This window comes from Mesorhizobium sp. M1C.F.Ca.ET.210.01.1.1, assembly GCF_004791585.1.
Classification (GTDB): Bacteria; Pseudomonadota; Alphaproteobacteria; order Rhizobiales; family Rhizobiaceae; genus Mesorhizobium.
This window is the reverse complement of the sequence record NZ_SRUU01000005.1, coordinates 184,290-204,389: the sequence shown is the minus strand read 5'-3', so window position 1 is coordinate 204,389 and position 20,100 is coordinate 184,290. Positions and strand designations below refer to the sequence as shown.

The window sequence follows — 20,100 nt, the reverse complement described above, 5'->3', positions numbered from 1 at the left end:
AAAATCCTTACTGTCCCAGAAACCAGCTTTGCGGGTTCTTGACCGGCTCGCCGCGCTGAAGCGCCTGGATGCCCAGAATGCAGCGGACGATGAACCAGACCGCGACCGCGAACATCAGCAGGAAGCCAATTGCGAGCATCATCAGGACCACGGAGATCAGGGCGTAGAGAAGGCCGATCCAGAACGTCCTGATCAGGAACGTGTAGTGGCTTTCGACGAAGCCGCCCGCCTTGCCGCGATTGATATAGGCAAGCACGATTCCGACAATGCCGGTCACGCCGATGGCAAGGCTGGCGAGGTAGAGGATGTAGATGACCAGCGCGTTGGTCTGGCCCGGTTCCAGCCAGCGATCGGTCTGGCGCGGTCCACTGTTCGGTCCTGGATCGGTATTGCTCATGATGCGGCTTCCTCCGTTGATCGGACGAGAGTAGCAGAGCCGGTACCCGGTGCCATGCGGCCGGGGTTGAGAATGTGCTTCGGATCGAATTCGGCCTTGAGCCGGGCCGATAGCGCCGCCAGATGCGGCGGCTGCGGCTCGAATACCGGCAGCGCCGCGCGATGCGACGCCGAGGCGCGCACCAGCGTCGCATGGCCGCCGCCATATTTGCGGATCAAGCCGCGCAGCAGCTCGGCCTCAGGGTCGCTCTCACGCATCGAGAGCCAAACCATGCCACCTTGCCAGTCGTAGAAAGCGTCGACCGCTGCCTGCATGCGTAGCGCCATCACCATGTGATGCGCCTGCGACGGCGCCATCGACACGCGCCAGACCGGTCTCGCGCCACCGTCGGCGAAAGGCGCGCAATCGCGGACACCGCGCCAGATGGCCTTGGAAGCCTCTCCTGCGATTTCTTGCAGCGGGCCGGCCTTGCCGAGTAGCCGCCTCAACGCCTCGATCCGGTAGACAACCGACGGGCCAAAGCCCTCGACGCGCAGCAGTGTCGCGGCGTCGCTGCCCAGATGGCCGGCGGCAACGCGCGCGGCGATCCGCTCCGGCAGATGCGCGGCGCTCGACACTTCGGCGCTGGAACCCAGCGCCAGCGCCATGGCGGCAACCGCGGCATCGTCGAGCAGGCCGCGGATGGCCAAGGTCACTTCCGTCTCGGCCGCCGGCAGCACCTTGAAGGTGACGTCGGTCGCCACGGCGAGCGTGCCCCAGCTTCCTGCCATCAGCTTGGAGAGATCATAGCCGGTGACGTTCTTGACGACGCGGCCGCCGGACTTGAACGCCTCGCCGCGGCCGGCAACCGCGCCGATGCCGAGGATGTGGTCACGCGCCGCACCGGCCTTCAGCCGGCGCGGACCCGACAGGTTTGACGCCAGCACACCGCCGATCGTGCCCCTGCCCGGCTCGCCGCCAAGCAGCGGACCATAGTCCATCGGCTCGAAGGCGAACTGCTGGCCGTACGCGGCGAGCAGCTTTTCGATCTCGGCGAGCGGCGTGCCTGCCCGTGCCGACAGCACCAGCTCGGCCGGCTCGTAGAGGGTGACGCCGGTGAGCTTTGAGAGGTCGAGCGTGTGTTCGGTCTGCAGCGGTCGGCCGATGCCGCGCTTGGAGCCGTGGCCAAAGATCTCCAGCGGTGACTCTTCGGCCACTGCCCATTGGACGGTGGACAGGACGTCGGCGGGCGAGGATGGGGTGAAGGTGGTCACCGGTGAGCGCCTTTCCTCGCCCCCGAGAAGCGGGGGAGAAGAGAAAGGTCGCATTCCTGTTCAAGCGCCAACGTGTTCACTCAAAACCTCGGAATGTCCGGAAACGCCACCTGCCCCCGATGCACGTGCATCCTCCCCAGTTCCGCGCAGCGACGCAGTTGCGGGAAGACCTTGCCGGGGTTGAGCAGATGGTTGGGGTCGAAGGCACACTTGACGCGCATCTGCTGGTCGAGGTCGATCTGGTTGAACATTTCCGGCATCAGGTCGCGCTTCTCGACGCCGACGCCGTGCTCGCCGGTCAAGACTCCGCCCACCTCGACGCAAAGTCGCAGGATGTCGGCGCCGAAGCTTTCGGCCTTGTCGAGCTCGCCCGGCACATTCGCGTCATAGAGGATCAGCGGGTGCAGATTGCCGTCGCCGGCATGGAAGACGTTGGCGACGCCCAACCCGTATTTCTCGGAAAGATCGCGCATGCCGGCGAGCACGCGCGGCAGTTCCTTGCGCGGGATGGTGCCGTCCATGCAGTAATAGTCGGGCGAGATGCGGCCGACCGCCGGGAAGGCGGCCTTGCGTCCGGCCCAGAAGCTCAGTCGCTCCTGTTCCGACTGTGAGATGCGGCAGGTGGTCGAGCCGTTGCGGTAGGCGATCGCCTCGACGAGGCCGATCAGGTGGTCGACCTCGACGCTCGGCCCGTCGAGCTCGACGATGAGCAGCGCCTCGACGTCGAGCGGATAGCCGGCGTGAACGAAATCCTCGGCCGCATGGATCGCCGGGCGGTCCATCATCTCCATGCCGCCGGGGATGATGCCGGCGCCGATGATGTCGGCGACGCATTGGCCGCCCTCTTCGCTGGTCGGAAAACCGATCAAAAGCGCACGCGCCGTCTCCGGCTTCCTCAGGATGCGCACGGTCACCTCGGTGACGACGCCGAGCAGGCCTTCGGAGCCGGTCATGACGCCGAGCAGGTCGTAGCCTTCCTGGTCGAGATGGCTGCCGCCGAGCCGCACCACCTCGCCATTCATCAGCACCATCTCGATGCCCAGCACATTGTTGGCGGTGAGCCCGTATTTCAGGCAGTGCACGCCGCCGGAATTCTCCGCGACATTGCCGCCGATCGAGCAGGCAATCTGGGAGGATGGATCGGGGGCGTAATAAAAGCCCTCCTGTTCGACGGCGGTGGTGATGCCGAGATTGGTGACGCCGGGCTGGGCGACGACGACGCGGTTGGGGTAGTCGATCGCGAGGATGCGGTTGAAGCGGCTCATCACCAGAAGCACCGCATCCTCGAGCGGCAATGCGCCGCCGGAGAGCGAGGTGCCGGAACCGCGCGGCACGACACGGATGTTGCGCTCGTTGCAGTATTTCAAGACGCGCGCGACCTGCGCCACCGTCTCGGGCAGCACTACCACCAGCGGCAATTGCCGGTAGGCGGTGAGGCCGTCGCTCTCGAAGACGCGCATTTCGTTGGCCGTGTCGACGACGCCCTCGCCCGGCACGATGATGCGCATGTCGGCGACGATCTCGGCGCGCCGGCTAAGCGTGCCGGCGTCTGGCTTCGGCATGGCAAGGCCGGACATCGGCGCTCCTCCACTCGACTGGTCAAAATCTTTTACCAGCTATGACCATTCGTTGCAAACTCTGCTTTGGTCACCATGAGGCAACGGACGTGGCGCAAGCTTCCGCAGCGGCAATCTGCCGCTGCGCTTGCCTCATTCACAATGTTCCCGAAAAAGCTATTCGCCCGGATGCCTGGCCGGCTCGGAATGCATCTTCCGCACGCGGCGCACGCCCCACCAGACCAGCAGGATGGCGACCGGCACGGAAGCCGCGGTGACGACTTCCGGCGCAAAGACATGGCCGAATATCGACGCGCCCTTGGCGACATAGCCGATGAGGCCGACGACATAATAGGACACGGCGGCGACGGAGAGGCCTTCGACGGTCTGCTGCAGGCGAAGCTGCAGCCGGGCGCGGTTGTTCATCGAGGCCAGAAGATCGCGATTCTGCTTCTCGACGTCGACATCCACCCAGGTGCGCAGCAGCGTGGTCGCCCGGGTGAGCTTTCGCGACAGGTTGGCCTGGCGCTCCTCGACCGAGCGGCAGGTGCGCATGGCCGGCGCCATGCGCCGCTGCAGGAAGCCTGCCCAGGTGTCGTAGCCTTGCACAGGCTCTTCGTCCAGCGCCTCCAGCCTCTCGGTCACGATGCCGTCATAAGCGCGGCTGGCGCCGAAGCGGTAGAGGCTGGACGCGGCATCGGCCTCCAGCTCGGCGGCAAGTTCTGTCAGGCCGGCGAGCAGGTTCTGGCTGTCGCGGGTCTCGACCGCCTTCATTTCCAGCGTCGTCTGCGCCAGGCGGTCCTCGATGCGGCGGGCGCGGCCGGACAGCGTCAGCGCCAACGGCAGGCCGAGCATGGCGAGCGTCCGATAGGTCTCGATGTCGATGAGGCGCTGCGACAAGGCGCCGGTGCTGGCGGGCGTCAGGCCGCGGTCGAGCACCAGCACGCGGGTCAGGCCGTCGCCATCCTGGCGGAAGTCGGTGATGATGGCCGCGGCGCCGCGCTCGACCAGCGAATAGCACAGACTGGTCGGATCGAAGCCGGCAATCAGCTTCTCGCTCGCCTGCGTCCATTTGCGGATTTCGAGCCTGATGCCGGAGATAACGGCTCCCGGCGGCGAGAAGCCGTTGCCGAAGGGCGAATCCTCCTGGCCTCTGCCGTTCTCGGCCAGAGGCCCCTCCCACAGATAGGTCGAGAATTCCGTGTGCCGCTCCCAGCGCAACGTGCCCTTGCCCCACCTCATGGCGTGGTGGCGGGCATGACGCTCGGGCGCCGCGATGCCGAGGCGGCGCGACAGTTCCGACAGCACGGCGTGGTCCACGGCAGAGCCACCCTCGGTCATGAAGGACAGCTGGATGAGCACGCGCGGCTTCTCGACCAGCGGATGTGGCCGGGCATGGACCTCGCCCAAGGCGCCGGGGCGTCCCTCATGCGCCGGGAAGCCCATGACGCTGCCTTGGGCGCGCGGCTGGAATTCGAGGTTGGACGTCTCGTCCGACACGGCTGGCCCCCTGGTTTCGACCCCTCGTGCAACCCTGCCGTCTTGCGGCAATCGGCAAAGCACGTAAACAGCAAATTTCAGCAAGGCGCCGATAAGAAGGCGTGGCGCCATAGCCGACCGTATCCGGCGAATTGGATAAATAATTTGACCAGTTGACGACAGAGGCTCTAATCTGCGCGACATCCGTTCCGTTCCCAGGCGCCCTCCGTTGAGCGATATTTTCTCCAGGATCGAGCATTCGCGCACCGCCGACGAGGTGGTGCAGCAGATCGAGAGCCTGATCCTCGAGGGCGTGCTGCGCACCGGCGACCGGCTTCCAGGCGAACGCGAGCTGGCGCGCCAGTTCGACGTGTCGCGGCCGATCCTGCGTGACGCGCTGAAGGCGCTGGAGGGACGCGGGCTGCTCACCACCAGGCCGGGCGGCGGCACGCATGTCGCCGACGTCATCGGCCAGTTGTTCACCAGGCCGGTGACCGACCTGATCTCCACACACCGCAAGGCGGTGACCGACTATCTGGAATACCGGCGCGAGATCGAGGCGGTGGCGGCCGAATATGCGGCGCGGCGCGCGACGCCCGAGGATCTCGCCCTGCTCGACCGCATCATGGCACGCATGGACGAGGCGCACCGGACCGGCGATTTCGACGACGAGGCCGAGATCGACGTCGAATTCCATCACGCGGTCTGCGAATGCGCGCACAACATCATCCTCCTGCACACGTTACGCTCCTGCTACCGGCTGCTTTCCGAGGGCGTGTTCCAGAATCGGCTTCTGGTGTTCACCGTTCCCGGCGCGCGCGAGGCGCTGCTTCACCAGCACCGGGCGATCCATGCCGCGATCAAGGCAGCCGACCCGGTCGCCGCGCGCAAGGCGGCGATGGACCACATCACCTATGTCGAGCGCTCCATGGCGGAAGCCGAGCGCAGCGGCGACTGGCAGCGCGTGTCGCGGCTGAGGCTGAGGCAGCGATCGGAAGCCGGCGACATCGAAACCACACGCAAACGCACCTAAGCATCGATCAAGCGGGGACCACTATGAGCGACATCCTCACCATCGCCGACCTCAAGGACCTGGCCCGCCGCAAGGTGCCGAAGATGTTCTTCGACTATGCCGATTCCGGCGCCTGGACCGAAAGCACCTACCGCGCCAACGAAGAGGATTTCCAGAAGATCAAGTTCCGCCAGCGCGTGCTGGTCGACATGAGCAACCGCTCGCTGGAATCGACCATGATCGGTGAGAAGGTGGCGATGCCGGTGGCGCTGGCCCCGACCGGGCTGACCGGCATGCAGCATGCCGACGGCGAGATGCTGGCGGCGCAGGCGGCGGAAGAGTTCGGCGTGCCGTTCACGCTGTCGACCATGAGCATCTGCTCAATCGAGGATGTCGCCTCGGTGACCAAGAAGCCGTTCTGGTTCCAACTCTATGTGCTGCGCGACAAGGATTTCGTGCTTAACCTGATCGATCGCGCCAAGGCGGCGAAGTGCTCGGCGCTGGTGCTGACGCTCGATTTGCAGATCCTCGGCCAACGCCACAAGGATATCCGCAACGGGCTTTCGGCGCCGCCCAAGATGACGCTTGCCAACATCATCGACCTGGCCATCAAGCCGCGCTGGTGCCTGGGCATCGCCAGCACGCCGCGCCGAACCTTCCGCAACATCGTCGGCCACGCCAAGGGCGTCGGCGACGTCTCTTCGCTGTCGTCCTGGACGACGGAGCAGTTCGATCCGCAGCTGTCGTGGAAGGACGTCGCCTGGATCAAGGAGCGCTGGGGCGGCAAGCTTATCCTGAAGGGCATCCTCGACAAGGAGGACGCGCTGATGGCTGCCCAGACCGGCGCGGACGCGATCGTGGTTTCCAACCATGGCGGGCGGCAGCTCGACGGCGCCGCCTCATCGATCTCGGTTCTGGAGGAGATCGCCGATGCGGTCGGCGACAAAATCGAGGTGCATATGGATGGCGGCATCCGCTCGGGCCAGGACGTTCTCAAGGCGCTCTGCCTCGGCGCCAAGGGCACCTATATCGGCCGACCCTTCCTCTACGGGCTCGGCGCGATGGGCAAGGCAGGCGTCACCAAGGCGCTGGAGATCATACACAAGGAGATGGACGTCACGCTGGCGCTGTGCGGCAAGCGCCTGGTGACCGACATGGGCAAGGACCAGCTTCGGCGCTAGACCGCGTCACGCTTGAACGGATTCAAGCGACGCGGTTCAGCTCCTTGGTTTTTGTCTGCGCATGTCGTTTGCCCAGAACCGCTGCGCATTTTTGGGCGACATGCGCTAGGGGCTTATTCATCGATTGGCCCTAGTTTGTTCCGTGACGATCGACACGGAAAAGATGTTCGCCTTGGCTGAGACCGGCATCCACTATCTCGACGCGCGCGGGCCGGAGGGCATGCGGCTCTACGCGATCGGCGACGTGCATGGCCGTCATGACCTGCTTGCCGCCATGCACCGCCTCATCGCAAGCGAACTGGAATACGCGCCTTCGTCAGACTGGCGCATCATCCATCTCGGCGACTATGTCGACCGCGGACCGGACTCGAAAAGCGTCATCGAATTCCTGATCCAGGCACGGGAACGCGATCCGCGCAACATCATGCTTGCCGGCAACCACGACATCGGCATGCTTGATTTCCTCGCCGAGCCCGATCCGGACGGGCTGTTCATGCGCTTCGGCGGCGTCGAGACGGCACAATCCTATGGCGTGTCGCTGTCGGCAGGCGGCGGTTGGTTCGGCAGGTCGGATGAGGCGCTGCTGCGCAGTCACGCGGCCTTGGTGGAGGCGGTGCCGCAAAGCCATATCGACTTCCTGCGATCGCTGGTCTTTTCAGTGTCCTTCGGCGACTTCTTCTTCTGCCATGCCGGCGTTCGGCCGGGGGTGCAGCTCGAAAGCCAGAACCTTCAGGACCTGATCTGGATCCGCGACGATTTCCTCGACCATCCCGGCCTATATCCGCAGGTGATCGTGCACGGGCACACGCCGGTGCCGGAGGCCGAAGTGATGGCCAACCGCGTCAATGTCGACACGCTCGCCTGGCAATCGGGAACGCTGAGCGCGCTCGCCGTCGATGGCGGCGACAAGCGCATCCTGACCGTGCAACGGAAAGCGTACTAGGCCGGCAATTCCGGGCGGAAAACCGCTGCGCCGGGCACTTTTCCTGGAATTGCTCTAACTTCTGTTTTTTCGCAATTCCGGACGGAAAACCGCTGCGCACTTTTCCTGGAATTGCTCCTAGTTCAGCGCGGCGGTGACGCCGTAGCCGTCGATGGCCCGGTGGTTGGTTGCTGCATCCGCGGCATAGATGCCGAGGCCGCACAGAACGATGGCAGACAGCATTACAAAGGACAAAAGCGCTGCTTTCACGGACGTCATCTCTGGTTGAGCTTTCTGCATCTGGGCACGAGGCGGTTACCAATGCGTTGAAACGATAAAATGCGTCTCAATGTTTCGACGATTTCGCGCTTCTAAGCAGATTCTGTATCGCCGGTGTGTCGCGCAGATCACACAGAAGGTTCATCGCGGTTGCACGGACGATACAGGGCGGACGCCTTCTAGGATGGCGGACGATCCCAAGCCAAGGACGAAGCGGGTTTTCCCCAGGCGGAACTGCCGTCGCGTGCCAATTATGTCACGCCGCTGGATGGCGAAGGCTAGGATCCCGGAGCGGCACAGAAACGCCGAAACACTCCAATTGTCTTCACCCTATTCCGGGCGGAAAACCGTCTTTCCTGGAATGGCTCTAGATCGTCGCTACCCAGGCGCGGGCAATCGCCAGGCCGGCGGCATCGGCATCCGGCCCATTGCGAGCCATCTCGTCATCGAGCATGCCAGCCCAGTCGGGATGGCGGTCGGCGATCAAAGGCGCGAACGAGGTGCTCCAGTCGCGCACCATCGGGCGGTCCGCCTCAAAATGGAACTGGAAGCCGTAGACGGCGCGGCCGATGCGAAAAGCCTGGTTCTCGGCAATGTCGTTGCCGGCGAGGCGCACGGCCTTCTCAGGCAGGTCGAACGTGTCGTCGTGCCACTGGAAGATCGGGAAGTTTTCCGGCAATGCGCCGAGCACCGGATCGGCCTTGGCCGCCGTCGTCAGCGACACGCCGCACCAGCCGAATTCAACCGCGCCGCCGATGTGGTTCTCGGCTCCGAAGGCACGGGCGACAAGCTGGCCGCCAAGGCAGATGCCGAGCACCGAGCGGTCCTTGCCGGCGAAATCGCGGGTCAGCTCGAGCAGAGCGGGAAAATAGGGATAGTCGTCGTCGGCCAGCGCATTCTGCCCGCCTCCCAGCATCACCATGGCGTCATGCCCGGTCGCATCCTGTGGCAGCGGATCGCCCTGGTAGGGGCGCCTCAGGTCGAGCTCTGCGCCTGCCTCCGCAAGAGCCGCGCCGACCTGGCCGAGGCCGGTATTGTCGTAGTTCTGGACGACCAGCACCCGCATGGGAAAATCCTGCTGACATGAAAATGCTGGGGCGAGCGATATCATGCTGCCCGCATTTCACTCAAGGTGCGTGCCGGAGAGAAAGCTATGCCACTGCAAAACCGGGTCGATCCGTTCGGCGCCATCCACGCCGTGCCGGAGCGTGGCCTGTTCACCGGCAATCGGGGCATCATCCACGATCCCGAGACAAGAACGCTTTTGAGGAAGCGCTGGGCCTTGCCGGCCTGGATCATCTGCGTCTGCGAATTCCGCGGCGTGCGGCGCGAGCCGATGGGCCGCAACCGGCCAAGTGATGACGAACCGGGCGGCAAAGCGGGCTGGACCGAGCTGTTCTTCCTGGACGAGGTGACGGCTTTAGCCGCCGGCCACCGGCCCTGCTTCTTCTGCCGGCGCGAGCGGGCGACCGATTTCGTCGATCGCTTCGGCCGGGCGTTCGGAATCGCCGAGCCGCGCGCGCCGATAGTCGACAAGCGGCTGCACAAGGAGCGGCTGGCCTCGGGCGGCCGGCCGGCGGCCGTCACCGTCGAGCAATTGGGCGAGCTTCCGGGTGGAGCGATGGTGGCTGACGGCGATACCGCCTATGCGCTTCGCGCCGGCAAGGCACTTAGATGGTCGTTCGCGGGCTATGGCGATCCTCTTCCGTTCGACCGACTTGCCGGGCGGCCGCTGCGGCTGCTCACGCCAGTAACGACTGTTGCGGTGCTGCGGCAGGGTTACGCGCCGGCCTGGCATCCGTCCGCCAATACTTGACGGCGCCCATCGCCTCGCCCATTGCTCGGCGATGCGCGCCAATTACAAAATGCAGCGGCTGTTCGTGCCGGACGACCTCGGGCCGGGCTTCGAATTCGATGCCGGGCAACAGCAAAGCCACTATCTCGCGCATGTGCTGCGGCTCGGCGAAGGCGCCGAGGTTCTTCTTTTCAACGGCCGCGACGGCGAATGGTCGGCGGCAATCGCCGCCAAATCCAAGAAGGCTGTCCGGCTCAACGTGCTTTCCCTGCAGCGGCCGCAGCCGCCGCTGCCCGATCTGGTCTACTGCTTCGCGCCGCTGAAGCAGGGCCGGCTCGACTATCTGGTGCAGAAGGCGGTCGAAATGGGCGCCGGCGTGCTGCAGCCGGTCATCACCCAGCACACGCAAGTGGCGAAGCCCGGCATCGAGCGGCTGCGCGCCAATGTCGTCGAGGCGGCGGAGCAATGCGGCATCCTGGCGGTGCCAGACGTGCGCGAGGCGGAGAAGCTGGAGCGGCTGCTGGGCGGCTGGGACAAGAGCCGGCGGCTGATCTTCTGCGACGAGGACGCCTCCACCAACAACCCGCTGCCGGGCCTGCAGAAGGTAGTTGAGAAAAAACTCGCGCTGCTGGTCGGACCGGAGGGCGGATTTTCCGACGACGAGCGCAGGATGCTGCGGGCGTTGCCCTTCGTCACCGCCATTCCGCTTGGGCCGCGCATCCTGCGCGCCGACACGGCGGCGGTGGCCGCGCTTGCCGTGATGCAGGCGACGATCGGCGATTGGTAGATCAATTCCTGTTGAGACGTGGCTCAGGATTTTTCGCTTGATCGGCTACTGACATTTCGTCCATCTAGCGCCGGCGGTCGTCCGGCCGCCTAAAGCGCCGCGCGTCCTTTCGGACGCGCAAAGGACGCTGTAGGACTTTGATTTGGCGCATGATCCTTTCCGAAAATCGAAGCCGATTTTCGGGGTCATGCGGCGGGAGGGCTAGTCATGGCGCGCGACACAACCGATATTCAGCCCATCGAAGGCATCGACGAACTCGTCGGCTATCTCGCCGCGGGCAACAAGCCGCGCGACAAGTGGCGCATCGGCACCGAGCACGAGAAATTCCCCTTCTATGTCGACGGCAACGCGCCGGTGCCCTATGGCGGCGAGCGCGGCATCCGCGCCATCCTGGAAGGCATGCAGCAAAAGCTCGGCTGGGATCCGATCATGGATGCCGGCCGCATCATCGGCCTGGTCGAGCCGACCGGGCAGGGCGCGATCTCGCTCGAACCCGGCGGGCAGTTCGAGCTGTCCGGCGCGCCGCTGGAGTCGATCCACCAGACCTGCCGCGAAGGCAACGCGCATCTGGCGCAGGTGCGCGAGATCGCCGAGCCGCTCGGCATCCGCTTCCTCGGCCTCGGCGGCAGCCCGAAATGGTCGCTTGCCGAAACGCCCAAAATGCCGAAGTCGCGCTACGAGATCATGACGCGCTACATGCCGAAGGTCGGATCGAAGGGCCTCGACATGATGTACCGCACCTGCACGATCCAGGTGAATCTCGACTTCGATAGCGAGACCGACATGCGCCGCAAGATGCAGGTGTCGCTGAAGCTGCAGCCGCTGTCGACGGCGCTGTTTGCCAACTCGCCCTTCACCGAGACCCGGCCGAACGGCCTCCAGAGCTGGCGCGGCGACATCTGGCGCGACACCGACAACCAGCGTTCCGGCATGCTGGAGTTCTGCTTCGCGCCCGATTTCGGCTTTGCCGACTATGTCGAATGGGCGCTCGACGTGCCGATGTATTTCGTCATCCGCGACGGCCACTATCACGATATGACGCGCTACACCTTCCGCCAGTTCATGGCGGGCGCCGCGCGCAACGAAGTGCCTGACGGTCTGCCGACGATGGGCGACTGGGCCAACCATCTCTCGACGCTGTTCCCCGATGTGCGGCTGAAGCGCTTCCTCGAAATGCGCGGCGCCGATGGCGGCCCGTGGCGGCGCATCTGCGCGCTGCCGGCCTTCTGGGTGGGGCTGCTCTATGACGAGCAGGCGCTGGACGCCGCCGAGACGCTGACTTCGAGCTGGACCTACCAGGAGGCGCTGGCGCTGCGCAACGCGGTGCCGGAACATGGCATTTCGGCGCCGTTCCGCAACACGACCTTGCGCGACGTTGCCCGTGACGTGCTCGCCATCTCACGCATGGGGCTGAAAAACCGCGGCAAAAAGAACCGCGACGGCTATGACGAGACGTCGTTCCTCAACACGCTCGACGAGGTGGTGGCGCGCGGCACCACCAGCGCCGAGGAAATGCTGTCGGCCTACCACACCCGCTGGGGCGGCTCGATCGAGCCGGTGTTCATGGAATACGCGTATTGAAGCGTTCGGTTTCCGCTTGACGGTGGCGCGGCAAAAGCCGCTTCAACAGTGGATGGAAACGAACTAGGCTCCTCCGTGAGGATATTGCGGAGGAGACCCCATGCCTTCCCTGTTCGACATCTTTGCGCAAGCCCAGAACGGCGCCGGCATGCAGGCGTTGGCGCAGCAGTATGGCCTGTCGATGCAGCAGACCCAGGCCGCGGTGCAGGCGCTGCTGCCGGCTTTCTCACAAGGACTGCAGCGCAACACGGCGGACCCATATGGAATGGGCGCCTTCATGACGGCGATGGCGAGCGGCCAGCACGCCAAATATTTCGAGGACGCGACCCGGGCCTTCTCGCCGCAAGGCATTGATGAAGGCAACGGCATTTTGGGCCATCTGTTCGGCTCGAAGGACCTGTCGCGCGCGGTCGCTGCCCAGGCCGCGCAGGCGACTGGCCTCAGCCAGCAGGTGCTGCAGCAGATGCTGCCAGCCATGGCCTCGATGATGATGGGCGGGCTGTTCAAACAAACGAACAACCAGATGCAGGCCGCCGGCGGCTTCGGCGGCGGCAATCCGCTCGGCGAGATCATCGAGCAGATGATGCGGCAGGCCGGAGGCGGCGCGCAGGCGCCGCAACCGGCACCCAATCCCTATGGCGACAACCCTCTCGGCAAGGTCCTGCAGGACATGTTCGGCGGCGGCGCGCAACAGCCGCAAAGCCCGCCGCAGCAGGCGCCGAACCCCTATGGCGACAATCCGCTGGGCAAGGTGCTGCAGGATATGTTCGGCGGCAGCTCGCAGCCGCCGCAAGGCCGGCCGCAGCAGACGCAAAGCCCCTATGGCGACAGTCCGCTCGGCAAGATTTTTGAAGAAATGCTGCGCCAGGGCGGCGGCGGGTTTGGCTTACCGGGCGGACAGCCGGCGCCGCAGCAGCCGCAACAACCCCAGCCGCAACAGAGCGAGCCACCGCAGCCGCAAACCAACCCGAGCGGCCGGCCGCGAAACCCGTTCGACGATATTTTCGGCAGGATGTTCCAGACCGGCGCGCAGCAGCGCGACGAATATCAGAAGGGTGTGGAGAGCATCTTCGACCAGTTCAAGCGCGGCATGGACCGGAGGTAGGTCGTATCGCTGAATTTGGCGCGTCGAGATTCAGGTCAGGCCGAGCCGAAAATGGTGGGTTCCGAGAACCGGAGCGGAGCGTACTTGAAGTACGTGAGCACCGGAAGCGCAGGAAGCCGCCGTTTGCAGGCCGGCATCACCTGAATTGCGACGTGCCAAAAAAATGCCCGGTCCTGGAGGAGAACCGGGCAATGTGCAGGCAGGCCGGCGGGGAACCGGCAGGGAGTGTGGAGCCTGCATGAAGCTTGGTCGCGCCGCGCCTCGAAAAGGTTCAAGGGCGACCCAAAATGCAATCGCGCAGCCCGTCAGGCCACCTTGCGGGCGAGGTCTTTGATCGTTTCGGCGCGATCGCCGGCGATGGCGCGCAGCTTCGCCGTCGGATCGCGGCCGAAAGGAACGGCGACGGCGACGTGAAGATCGGCGCGGGTCAGCCCGATATCGGCAAGCTCGGCATCCGACATCTCGCCCAGGCGATAGAAGGCGCGGCGATTTTTCCAGGCGCGATAGGTGTTGGCGACCGCATTGAGCACGCGCGTCGCAACGGCCGGACGCGTGGTGATGCGCGGGGTCTCGGTGGCGAATTCGATCGTGGTCATGTCAGTCTCTCCTTCGGAGTCGAGCGGACGAAACCAGGCAATCGGCGCCTTGGGAGAAGCGCCGTTGCGGTCTCGATACACATGCCTTCATGTGGACAATGGCAATTTGCCATCATGCGATTGATTAATCCAACGAATGTTTCTAATCTTTAGCATCAACATCAATGATGGATTGGACCGATGAAAGCGCCGCTCGATCTCGATCAGTTGCAGACCTTCATCTCGATCGCCGACACGGGAAGCTTCACCCGCGCCGCGGAGGAAGTGCACCGGACGCAGTCGGCAGTGTCGATGCAGATGCGCCGGCTGGAGGAGCGGATCGGCAAGCCGCTGTTCGAAAAGGACGGCCGCACCAACAAGCTGACAGAGGAAGGCGACAGGCTGCTGTCCTATGCGCGGCGGCTGATCTACCTCAACCGCGAGACTTTGGCCGCCTTCGACGACCAGCGGCTCGAAGGCACCATCCGCATCGGCACGCCGGACGACTATGCCGACCGTTTCCTGCCAGAGATCATGGCGCGCTTCTCGCGCTCCAACCCGCGCGTCGAGCTGACCGTCATCTGCGAGCCGACGCCAGGACTGGTCGAGCACATCAAGCGCGGCAACCTCGACCTTGCGCTGGTGACGCACAACGACACGCGCGGCCAGTCGGAAGTGGTGCGGCGCGAGCCGCTTTTGTGGGTCACCTCGGCCAACCACGCCACGCATGAGCAGGAAATCCTGCCGATGGCATTCGGCCGGCCGAACTGCATCTGGCGACGCGCCGCCGTCGACGTGCTCGACCGACAGAACCGAGAGTATCGCGTGCTCTTCTCGAGCTTCTCGGCCACCGTGATCACTGCCGCCGTGCTTTCAGGCCTCGCCATCTCGGTGTTGCCGGAATGCGCGCTCAGGCCCGGCATGCGCGTGCTCGGCGAGGCCGACGGGTTCGATGCGCTGCCCGACTGCCGCATCGGCATCATGCGCGGCCAGACCTCGCAGCCGGAGATCGTCGACGCGCTGGCCAGGCACATCGCGGAAAGCCTGGACAACATTTCCGTGCCGGTGAGCGAGGAAACGGGAAGCTTCGACTTCGCGGCACTCGCCTACGCCAAGATTAAGCGGACCAAGGCAAACCAGATCCTGCCTGGCTGGTAACGGTCAGGCGCGCGCTGCGGTGCGTTCCGCAACGCCGGAGGACAAGCCCGGCAACGCCAGCAACTGGCCTGGCTCCAGAGGCGGCGACAGCAGATAGCCCTGCAATTGGTGGCACCCCATGCCGACCAGCAGGGTCTTCTGCTCGTCGGTTTCAACGCCCTCTGCCGTCACTTCCACCTTCAGCGCCAGCGCCAGCTCGATCAGCGCCTTGACGATTGCCGCGCCGCTTCCGTCCTGGTCGAGAAGGCGGACGAAGGAGCGGTCGATCTTCAGCTTGTCGATGGCATGGCGGCGCAGATAGCTCAGCGACGAATAGCCGGTGCCGAAATCGTCGAGCACGATGCGGACGCCGGATTTGCGCAAGGTGGCGATAGCCGCGCTGATTGTGTCCTTGTGCTCGATCAGCACGGTTTCGGTGGTCTCGAGCTGCAGGCGGGCCGGATCGAGCCCGGTTTCGTTCAGGATCGCGGCGACCTGTTCGGCAAAGCCGACGTCACGCAATTGCATCGGCGAGATGTTGACGGCGACCCAGGGCAGCTCGGTCCCGACGGCAAAGCGGCACGCCTCCGTCAAGGCCCATTTGCCGAGCTCGCCGATCAGGCCGCGCTCTTCGGCGATGGCGATGAACTGCGCCGCCGGCAGCGCGCCATGCACCTCGTGACCCCAGCGGATCAGGGCTTCGGCGCCGATAATCTTGCGGCCGTCGGCCGCAAAGACAGGCTGATAGGCGAGCTTTATGCCGCCACCGCCGGTCAGCGCCTTGCGCAGTTCGGCCTCGACCTTGCGCTTGCGCAGCAAAAGGTCGTCCATGTCGCCGGCAAAGACCTGATAGCGGCCGCGGCCGTTCTTCTTGGCTTCGTAGAGCGCGATGTCCGCCTTGCGCAGAAGGTCGTCCGCATCGGTATCCGATGACAGCGCGATGCCGATCGAGGCACTGACGAAGACCTGGTCATCGATCAGCTTGAACGGCTCGTGCAGCCTCTGCAGCAGCCGGTCGGCGACATCCTCCGCGCTTCTGACGTCGGGGACGTCGAGCAGGATGATGGCGAATTCGTCGCCGCCAAGCCGCGCGACAGTGTCGACCTCGCGGATGGTTTGCTTGAGCCTTGCCGCCGTCTGCCTGACAAGCTCGTCGCCGGCCGGATGGCCGAGCGTGTCATTGATATGCTTGAAACGGTCGAGATCGAGATAAAGCAGCGCTACCCTCGCCGCGTCGTGGCTGGCGAACAAAAGCGTGCGCCGCAGGCGGTCCTCGAACAGAGCCCTGTTGGGCAGGCCGGTGAGCGTGTCGTGGAAGGCGAGATATTGCGCCTCGTCCTGGCTTGTCTGCAGCGCGGACGAGGCGCGGCGGAGCCTGCGCAGCAGGAACGCCAGAACGCCAACCGCCACGAGCAGCGCCAGGGCCAGCGCCGGCGCCATCTTGCGCACCAGGGCGAGGCCAGGCCGTTCCTGGTCCCAGCAGACATAGCCGAGGATAATGCCACGGGAATCGACGAGCGGGACCGCCGCGGCGCCGACCGGTTGCGACAGCGGCACGAGCCGCGCGCCGTCGAGCAAGTACTTTGCGGCGATCTTGTTGATCACCGCGTCGTCTATGAACTCCACCGAAATATGCAGATATTCGGTGCCGGGCGCCTGCGTGACCCGGTCCGAACTCGGCAGCAGCGGCATGACGCTCAGGATCGCCGGCTTGCCGCCGAGCGACACCAGATCCTCGGCGACCATCTTGGCCGGCTGGCCTGAAACATCGTTCCTCGGCTCGGCGAGCATAGCGCGCAGTTTCTCAATGGTGGCGAGCATCTCCGGCTCGTCCTCGCCATAGGCGGACGGATCGACCACCTTGCCTTCCTGCATGGTGTGGACGGGACGATTGGCGGCGTCGAGAATGTAGACCCGGTTGTGACGATAATAGGTGTACATCCAGACGCTGAGGTTCTCCTCGATCCAGGTCTGGTTACCGGCCTTCACATTGGTGATCGCGTCATCCCAGACCGAAACGCTTTCCTGCTCACGCTGAACGGAGGCAATCTGATCCTTCAAGCCGTCGGCGATGAATATTTTCTGCCGTTCGAGCGAGACCTGATCCGCCTGTGCAGTCGCATAGACGCCAAAACCGACGACAATGACCAGCGCGAGGACGGCCAATGTCAGCACCGTCAGCGTGACCTGATGCGTCAATGGGCTGCTGTTGGTGCGTGCGCTCATGCGTTCCCTGGGCCGACTTTCCTGCCGCCAGTCAAAGCAAATCGGGCTTAAGATCGCGTTATAATATTAGCGAGGATTGCTCCCTGCCTTGACGCAGCCCGATAAGCGTTCCCCAATCACGTGATGAGCGAAGCAGCAACCGAATCACGCAGCAACGCCACCGAGTATACGGTGAGCGAGATTTCCGGCGCGTTGAAGCGCACGGTCGAGGACGCTTTCGGCAATGTGCGGGTGCGCGGCGAGATTTCCGGCTATCGCGGGCCGCATTCCTCCGGCCACGCCTATTTCGCGCTGAAGGACGACCGCGCACGCCTCGACGCCGTGGTCTGGAAGACCACGATGGCGCGGCTGAAATTCCGTCCCGAAGAAGGGATGGAAGTGATTGCCAGCGGCAAGCTGACCACCTATCCCGGCAAATCCAACTACCAGATCGTCATCGATAATCTCGAGCCGGCGGGCGCCGGCGCGCTGATGGCGCTGCTGGAAGAGCGCAAGCGCCGGCTGCAGGCGGAGGGCCTGTTCGATACCGGCCGCAAGCGGCGTCTGCCGTTCATGCCGCGCGTCATCGGCGTCGTGACCTCGCCGACGGGCTCGGTGATCCGCGACATCATCCACCGCATCAAGGACCGGTTCCCGCTCACCGTGCTGGTCTGGCCGGTGAGGGTCCAGGGCGAGACAACGGCCAGGGAAGTGACCGCAGCCGTCAACGGCTTCAACGCGCTCACCTGGGACGGCCCGATCCGCCAGCCCGATCTGCTGATCGTGGCGCGCGGCGGCGGCAGCCTCGAGGACCTTTGGGGCTTCAATGACGAAGGGCTGGCGCGCGCCATTGCTGCCTCGCATATCCCGGTGATCTCCGCAGTCGGCCACGAGACGGACTGGACGCTGATAGACTTCGTCGCCGACATGCGCGCGCCGACGCCGACGGGAGCCGCCGAGATCGCGGTGCCCGTCAAGGCCGACCTCGAGGCGACGCTGGCGAGCCTCGGCGCGCGGCTCAACGCCTGCGCCTCGCGCAATCTTGAACGCAAGCGGCAGGCGGTGCGCGCCGCGGCGCGCGCGCTCCCCTCGCCCGACCAGTTGCTGGCGCTGCCGCGCCGCCGCTTCGATGAGGCGACGAGCCGACTCAGCCGTGGGCTGACGGTGAGCGTCGAGCGCAAGCGCGCGAGGCTGGAGAGGCAGCGGCTGACGCCGGCCACCTTGTCGCGCCGCCTGAACGAGACGCGCACCCTGACAGGCCGCGACATTGCCCGCGCACGCGCCGCCTTCTTCGCCATCGTGCGTCAAGGCCGGGCACGTTTCCAGCGCACGTCGGCGAGACTGTCGCCGGCGCCGATCGAGAGGCGGCAGAAAGCTCAGGCCGATGCGCTGGCGGGATTGACACGAAGGCAGGACCAGGCGCTGGCGCGGCAGATCGACCGGCTGCGCGCCGCTCTCACCCAGGCCGACCGGCTGCTCGCCACGCTCTCGCACAAGGCCGTGCTGGCGCGCGGCTTCGCACTGGTCAAGGACGCCGACGGCGCCGTCATCAAGCGCGTCGCGGAGCTGGCGCCGGGCGCGGCGCTGCAGCTGGAATTCGCCGACGGCAGTGCCGAAGCCATCGCCACCAGCGGCGGGGCGAGGCCGAAGCTGGCCGCCAAGCCGTCGGGCAAGGCCAAGGAGCCCGGCAATCAGGGTTCGTTGTTCTGAGGACAGCATGAGCAGCAACGACCCGCATCTTCGCACGCCATCGGGCAAGCCGCGCCTGCGCTCGTTCAATATCGCACTGGACGGCACGCCGGGCCGCTTCAACGCCATCACCGACGTGCCGGGTGTTGCAGTCGGCTATACGACGCTGATTGCCGGCGACGGCCCGCTCAAGGTGGGCGCGGGGCCGGTGCGCACCGGCGTCACTGCCATTCTGCCAAGACCGGTTCAAGAACTCGCGACGCCGGTCTTCGCCGGCGTCTTCAGCCAGAACGGCAATGGCGAGCTGACCGGCACGCACATCATCGAGGAGACGGGCGCCTTCAACTTCCCTGTCACCATCACCAACACGCATTCCTGCGGCCTCACCCGCGACGGCACGCTGCGCTGGATGCAACGCGTGCTGCCGGCCGCGCTCGACAGCGCCTGGGGTCTGCCGGTGGCGGCGGAGACCTACGACGGCTTCCTCAACGACATCAACGGCCATCATGTGAGCTTCGATGATGTGGCCGCGGCACTCGACGGCGCGACAAGCGGCGCCCTCGAGGAAGGCAGCGTCGGCGGCGGCACCGGCATGATCACCTTCGGCTTCAAGGCCGGATCCGGCACCGCCTCGCGCATCGTCGAATGGCAGGACAGGCGCTACACGCTCGGCGTGTTCGTGCAGTCGAATTTCGGCAAAAGGCGCAATTTGACCATCCGTGGCCGACGCGTCGAGCCGGAGCTCACCGAACCGGCGATCCGCGAGGCCACGGCGCGCGCCGAAAAGGGTTCGATCATCGCAATCGTCGCCACCGACGCACCGTTCCTTCCGCATCAGATGAAGCGGCTCGCCCGCCGCGTGCCGCTGGGCATCGCTATGACCGGCGGCTACGGCTACCACAGCTCAGGCGATATCTTCCTCGCCTTCTCGACCGCCAATCCGGAGGCCGCGCTGGCGCCCTCAGGCCGCATCGCCCGCACGGATTTCATCCCGGACGTCGATATCGATCCGTTCTTCGACGCGGTGGTGCAAGCGGTGGAGGAAGCGATCCTCAACGCGCTCACCGCCAACGAGGACATGACGGGGCGCGACGGCAATTTCGTGCCGGCGCTGCCCAAGGCGTGGCTCAATGAGGAATTCGGGTAA

General features: G+C 65.2%; 18 protein-coding genes. 10 read left to right on the top strand and 8 right to left on the bottom strand.

Annotated elements, in window-relative coordinates:
- Window positions 1-7: 7 nt before the first annotated feature.
- From EN853_RS08030 to EN853_RS08015, 4 genes are all read right to left on the bottom strand, one after another.
- The gene (locus tag EN853_RS08030; RefSeq protein WP_127858997.1) at window positions 8-397 is read right to left on the bottom strand and encodes a DUF4870 domain-containing protein; all 390 of its coding nucleotides are present in this window, start codon (window positions 395-397) and stop codon (window positions 8-10) included.
- Window positions 394-1,650 (bottom strand): FAD-binding protein, encoded by a 1,257-nt coding sequence (locus EN853_RS08025; RefSeq protein WP_127858996.1) that lies wholly within the window; start codon window positions 1,648-1,650, stop codon window positions 394-396. The genes EN853_RS08030 and EN853_RS08025 overlap by 4 nt, the downstream gene beginning before the upstream one ends.
- Before the next feature lie 80 nt (window positions 1,651-1,730).
- On the bottom strand, window positions 1,731-3,227 hold the full coding sequence (locus EN853_RS08020) for an FAD-linked oxidase C-terminal domain-containing protein (protein WP_127858995.1): 1,497 nt from the start codon (window positions 3,225-3,227) through the stop codon (window positions 1,731-1,733).
- Between the two features lie 156 nt (window positions 3,228-3,383).
- Window positions 3,384-4,706: a DUF3422 family protein gene (locus EN853_RS08015; protein WP_127858994.1), complete on the bottom strand. Its 1,323-nt coding sequence runs from the start codon at window positions 4,704-4,706 to the stop codon at window positions 3,384-3,386.
- 208 nt (window positions 4,707-4,914) lie between these two features.
- On the opposite strand from EN853_RS08015, the gene EN853_RS08010 reads away from it, so the two are divergent.
- The 3 genes from EN853_RS08010 to EN853_RS08000 all read left to right on the top strand — a co-directional run bounded on the left by EN853_RS08010 (window position 4,915) and on the right by EN853_RS08000 (window position 7,821).
- Entirely contained in the window at window positions 4,915-5,718 is an 804-nt protein-coding gene (locus tag EN853_RS08010) for an FCD domain-containing protein (protein WP_127858993.1), read from the top strand.
- Between the two features lie 23 nt (window positions 5,719-5,741).
- Entirely contained in the window at window positions 5,742-6,878 is a 1,137-nt protein-coding gene (locus tag EN853_RS08005) for an alpha-hydroxy acid oxidase (protein WP_127858992.1), read from the top strand.
- A 172-nt stretch (window positions 6,879-7,050) separates the two neighbouring features.
- Window positions 7,051-7,821, top strand: a complete 771-nt coding sequence (locus EN853_RS08000) for a metallophosphoesterase (protein WP_127859077.1) — start codon at window positions 7,051-7,053, stop codon at window positions 7,819-7,821.
- Window positions 7,822-7,938: 117 nt separating this feature from the next.
- Here EN853_RS08000 and EN853_RS07995 read toward each other — a convergent pair whose 3' ends face one another.
- The gene (locus tag EN853_RS07995) at window positions 7,939-8,079 is read right to left on the bottom strand and encodes a hypothetical protein (RefSeq protein WP_168247743.1); all 141 of its coding nucleotides are present in this window, start codon (window positions 8,077-8,079) and stop codon (window positions 7,939-7,941) included.
- Window positions 8,080-8,446: 367 nt separating this feature from the next.
- Window positions 8,447-9,145: a type 1 glutamine amidotransferase gene (locus EN853_RS07990; protein WP_127858990.1), complete on the bottom strand. Its 699-nt coding sequence runs from the start codon at window positions 9,143-9,145 to the stop codon at window positions 8,447-8,449.
- 87 nt (window positions 9,146-9,232) lie between these two features.
- Here EN853_RS07990 and EN853_RS07985 point away from each other — a divergent pair, with 87 nt between their 5' ends.
- From EN853_RS07985 to EN853_RS07970, 4 genes are all read left to right on the top strand, one after another.
- Window positions 9,233-9,895 (top strand): hypothetical protein, encoded by a 663-nt coding sequence (locus EN853_RS07985; RefSeq protein ID WP_127858989.1) that lies wholly within the window; start codon window positions 9,233-9,235, stop codon window positions 9,893-9,895.
- A 31-nt stretch (window positions 9,896-9,926) separates the two neighbouring features.
- Window positions 9,927-10,661 carry a 16S rRNA (uracil(1498)-N(3))-methyltransferase gene (locus tag EN853_RS07980; protein WP_127858988.1) on the top strand — a complete coding sequence of 245 codons (735 nt, stop codon included), beginning with the start codon at window positions 9,927-9,929 and terminating at the stop codon, window positions 10,659-10,661.
- Window positions 10,662-10,868: 207 nt separating this feature from the next.
- Entirely contained in the window at window positions 10,869-12,242 is a 1,374-nt protein-coding gene (locus tag EN853_RS07975; protein WP_127858987.1) for a glutamate--cysteine ligase, read from the top strand.
- 100 nt (window positions 12,243-12,342) lie between these two features.
- Entirely contained in the window at window positions 12,343-13,347 is a 1,005-nt protein-coding gene (locus EN853_RS07970) for a DUF937 domain-containing protein (RefSeq protein WP_127858986.1), read from the top strand.
- A gap of 305 nt (window positions 13,348-13,652) precedes the next feature.
- Here EN853_RS07970 and EN853_RS07965 read toward each other — a convergent pair whose 3' ends face one another.
- Complete coding sequence (locus EN853_RS07965) at window positions 13,653-13,943, bottom strand: DUF1127 domain-containing protein (protein WP_127858985.1); 291 nt, start codon at window positions 13,941-13,943, stop codon at window positions 13,653-13,655.
- Window positions 13,944-14,123: 180 nt separating this feature from the next.
- Between EN853_RS07965 and EN853_RS07960 the strand changes: the two genes are divergently transcribed.
- Window positions 14,124-15,080 carry a LysR substrate-binding domain-containing protein gene (locus EN853_RS07960; protein ID WP_127858984.1) on the top strand — a complete coding sequence of 319 codons (957 nt, stop codon included), beginning with the start codon at window positions 14,124-14,126 and terminating at the stop codon, window positions 15,078-15,080.
- Window positions 15,081-15,083: 3 nt separating this feature from the next.
- Here EN853_RS07960 and EN853_RS07955 read toward each other — a convergent pair whose 3' ends face one another.
- Window positions 15,084-17,285: an EAL domain-containing protein gene (locus EN853_RS07955; protein WP_127858983.1), complete on the bottom strand. Its 2,202-nt coding sequence runs from the start codon at window positions 17,283-17,285 to the stop codon at window positions 15,084-15,086.
- A 123-nt stretch (window positions 17,286-17,408) separates the two neighbouring features.
- On the opposite strand from EN853_RS07955, the gene xseA reads away from it, so the two are divergent.
- Both xseA and EN853_RS07945 read left to right on the top strand, forming a co-directional pair.
- The gene (xseA, locus tag EN853_RS07950) at window positions 17,409-18,974 is read left to right on the top strand and encodes an exodeoxyribonuclease VII large subunit (RefSeq protein WP_127858982.1); all 1,566 of its coding nucleotides are present in this window, start codon (window positions 17,409-17,411) and stop codon (window positions 18,972-18,974) included.
- 7 nt (window positions 18,975-18,981) lie between these two features.
- Window positions 18,982-20,100, top strand: coding sequence for a P1 family peptidase (locus EN853_RS07945; RefSeq protein WP_127858981.1), 1,119 nt, complete (start codon window positions 18,982-18,984; stop codon window positions 20,098-20,100).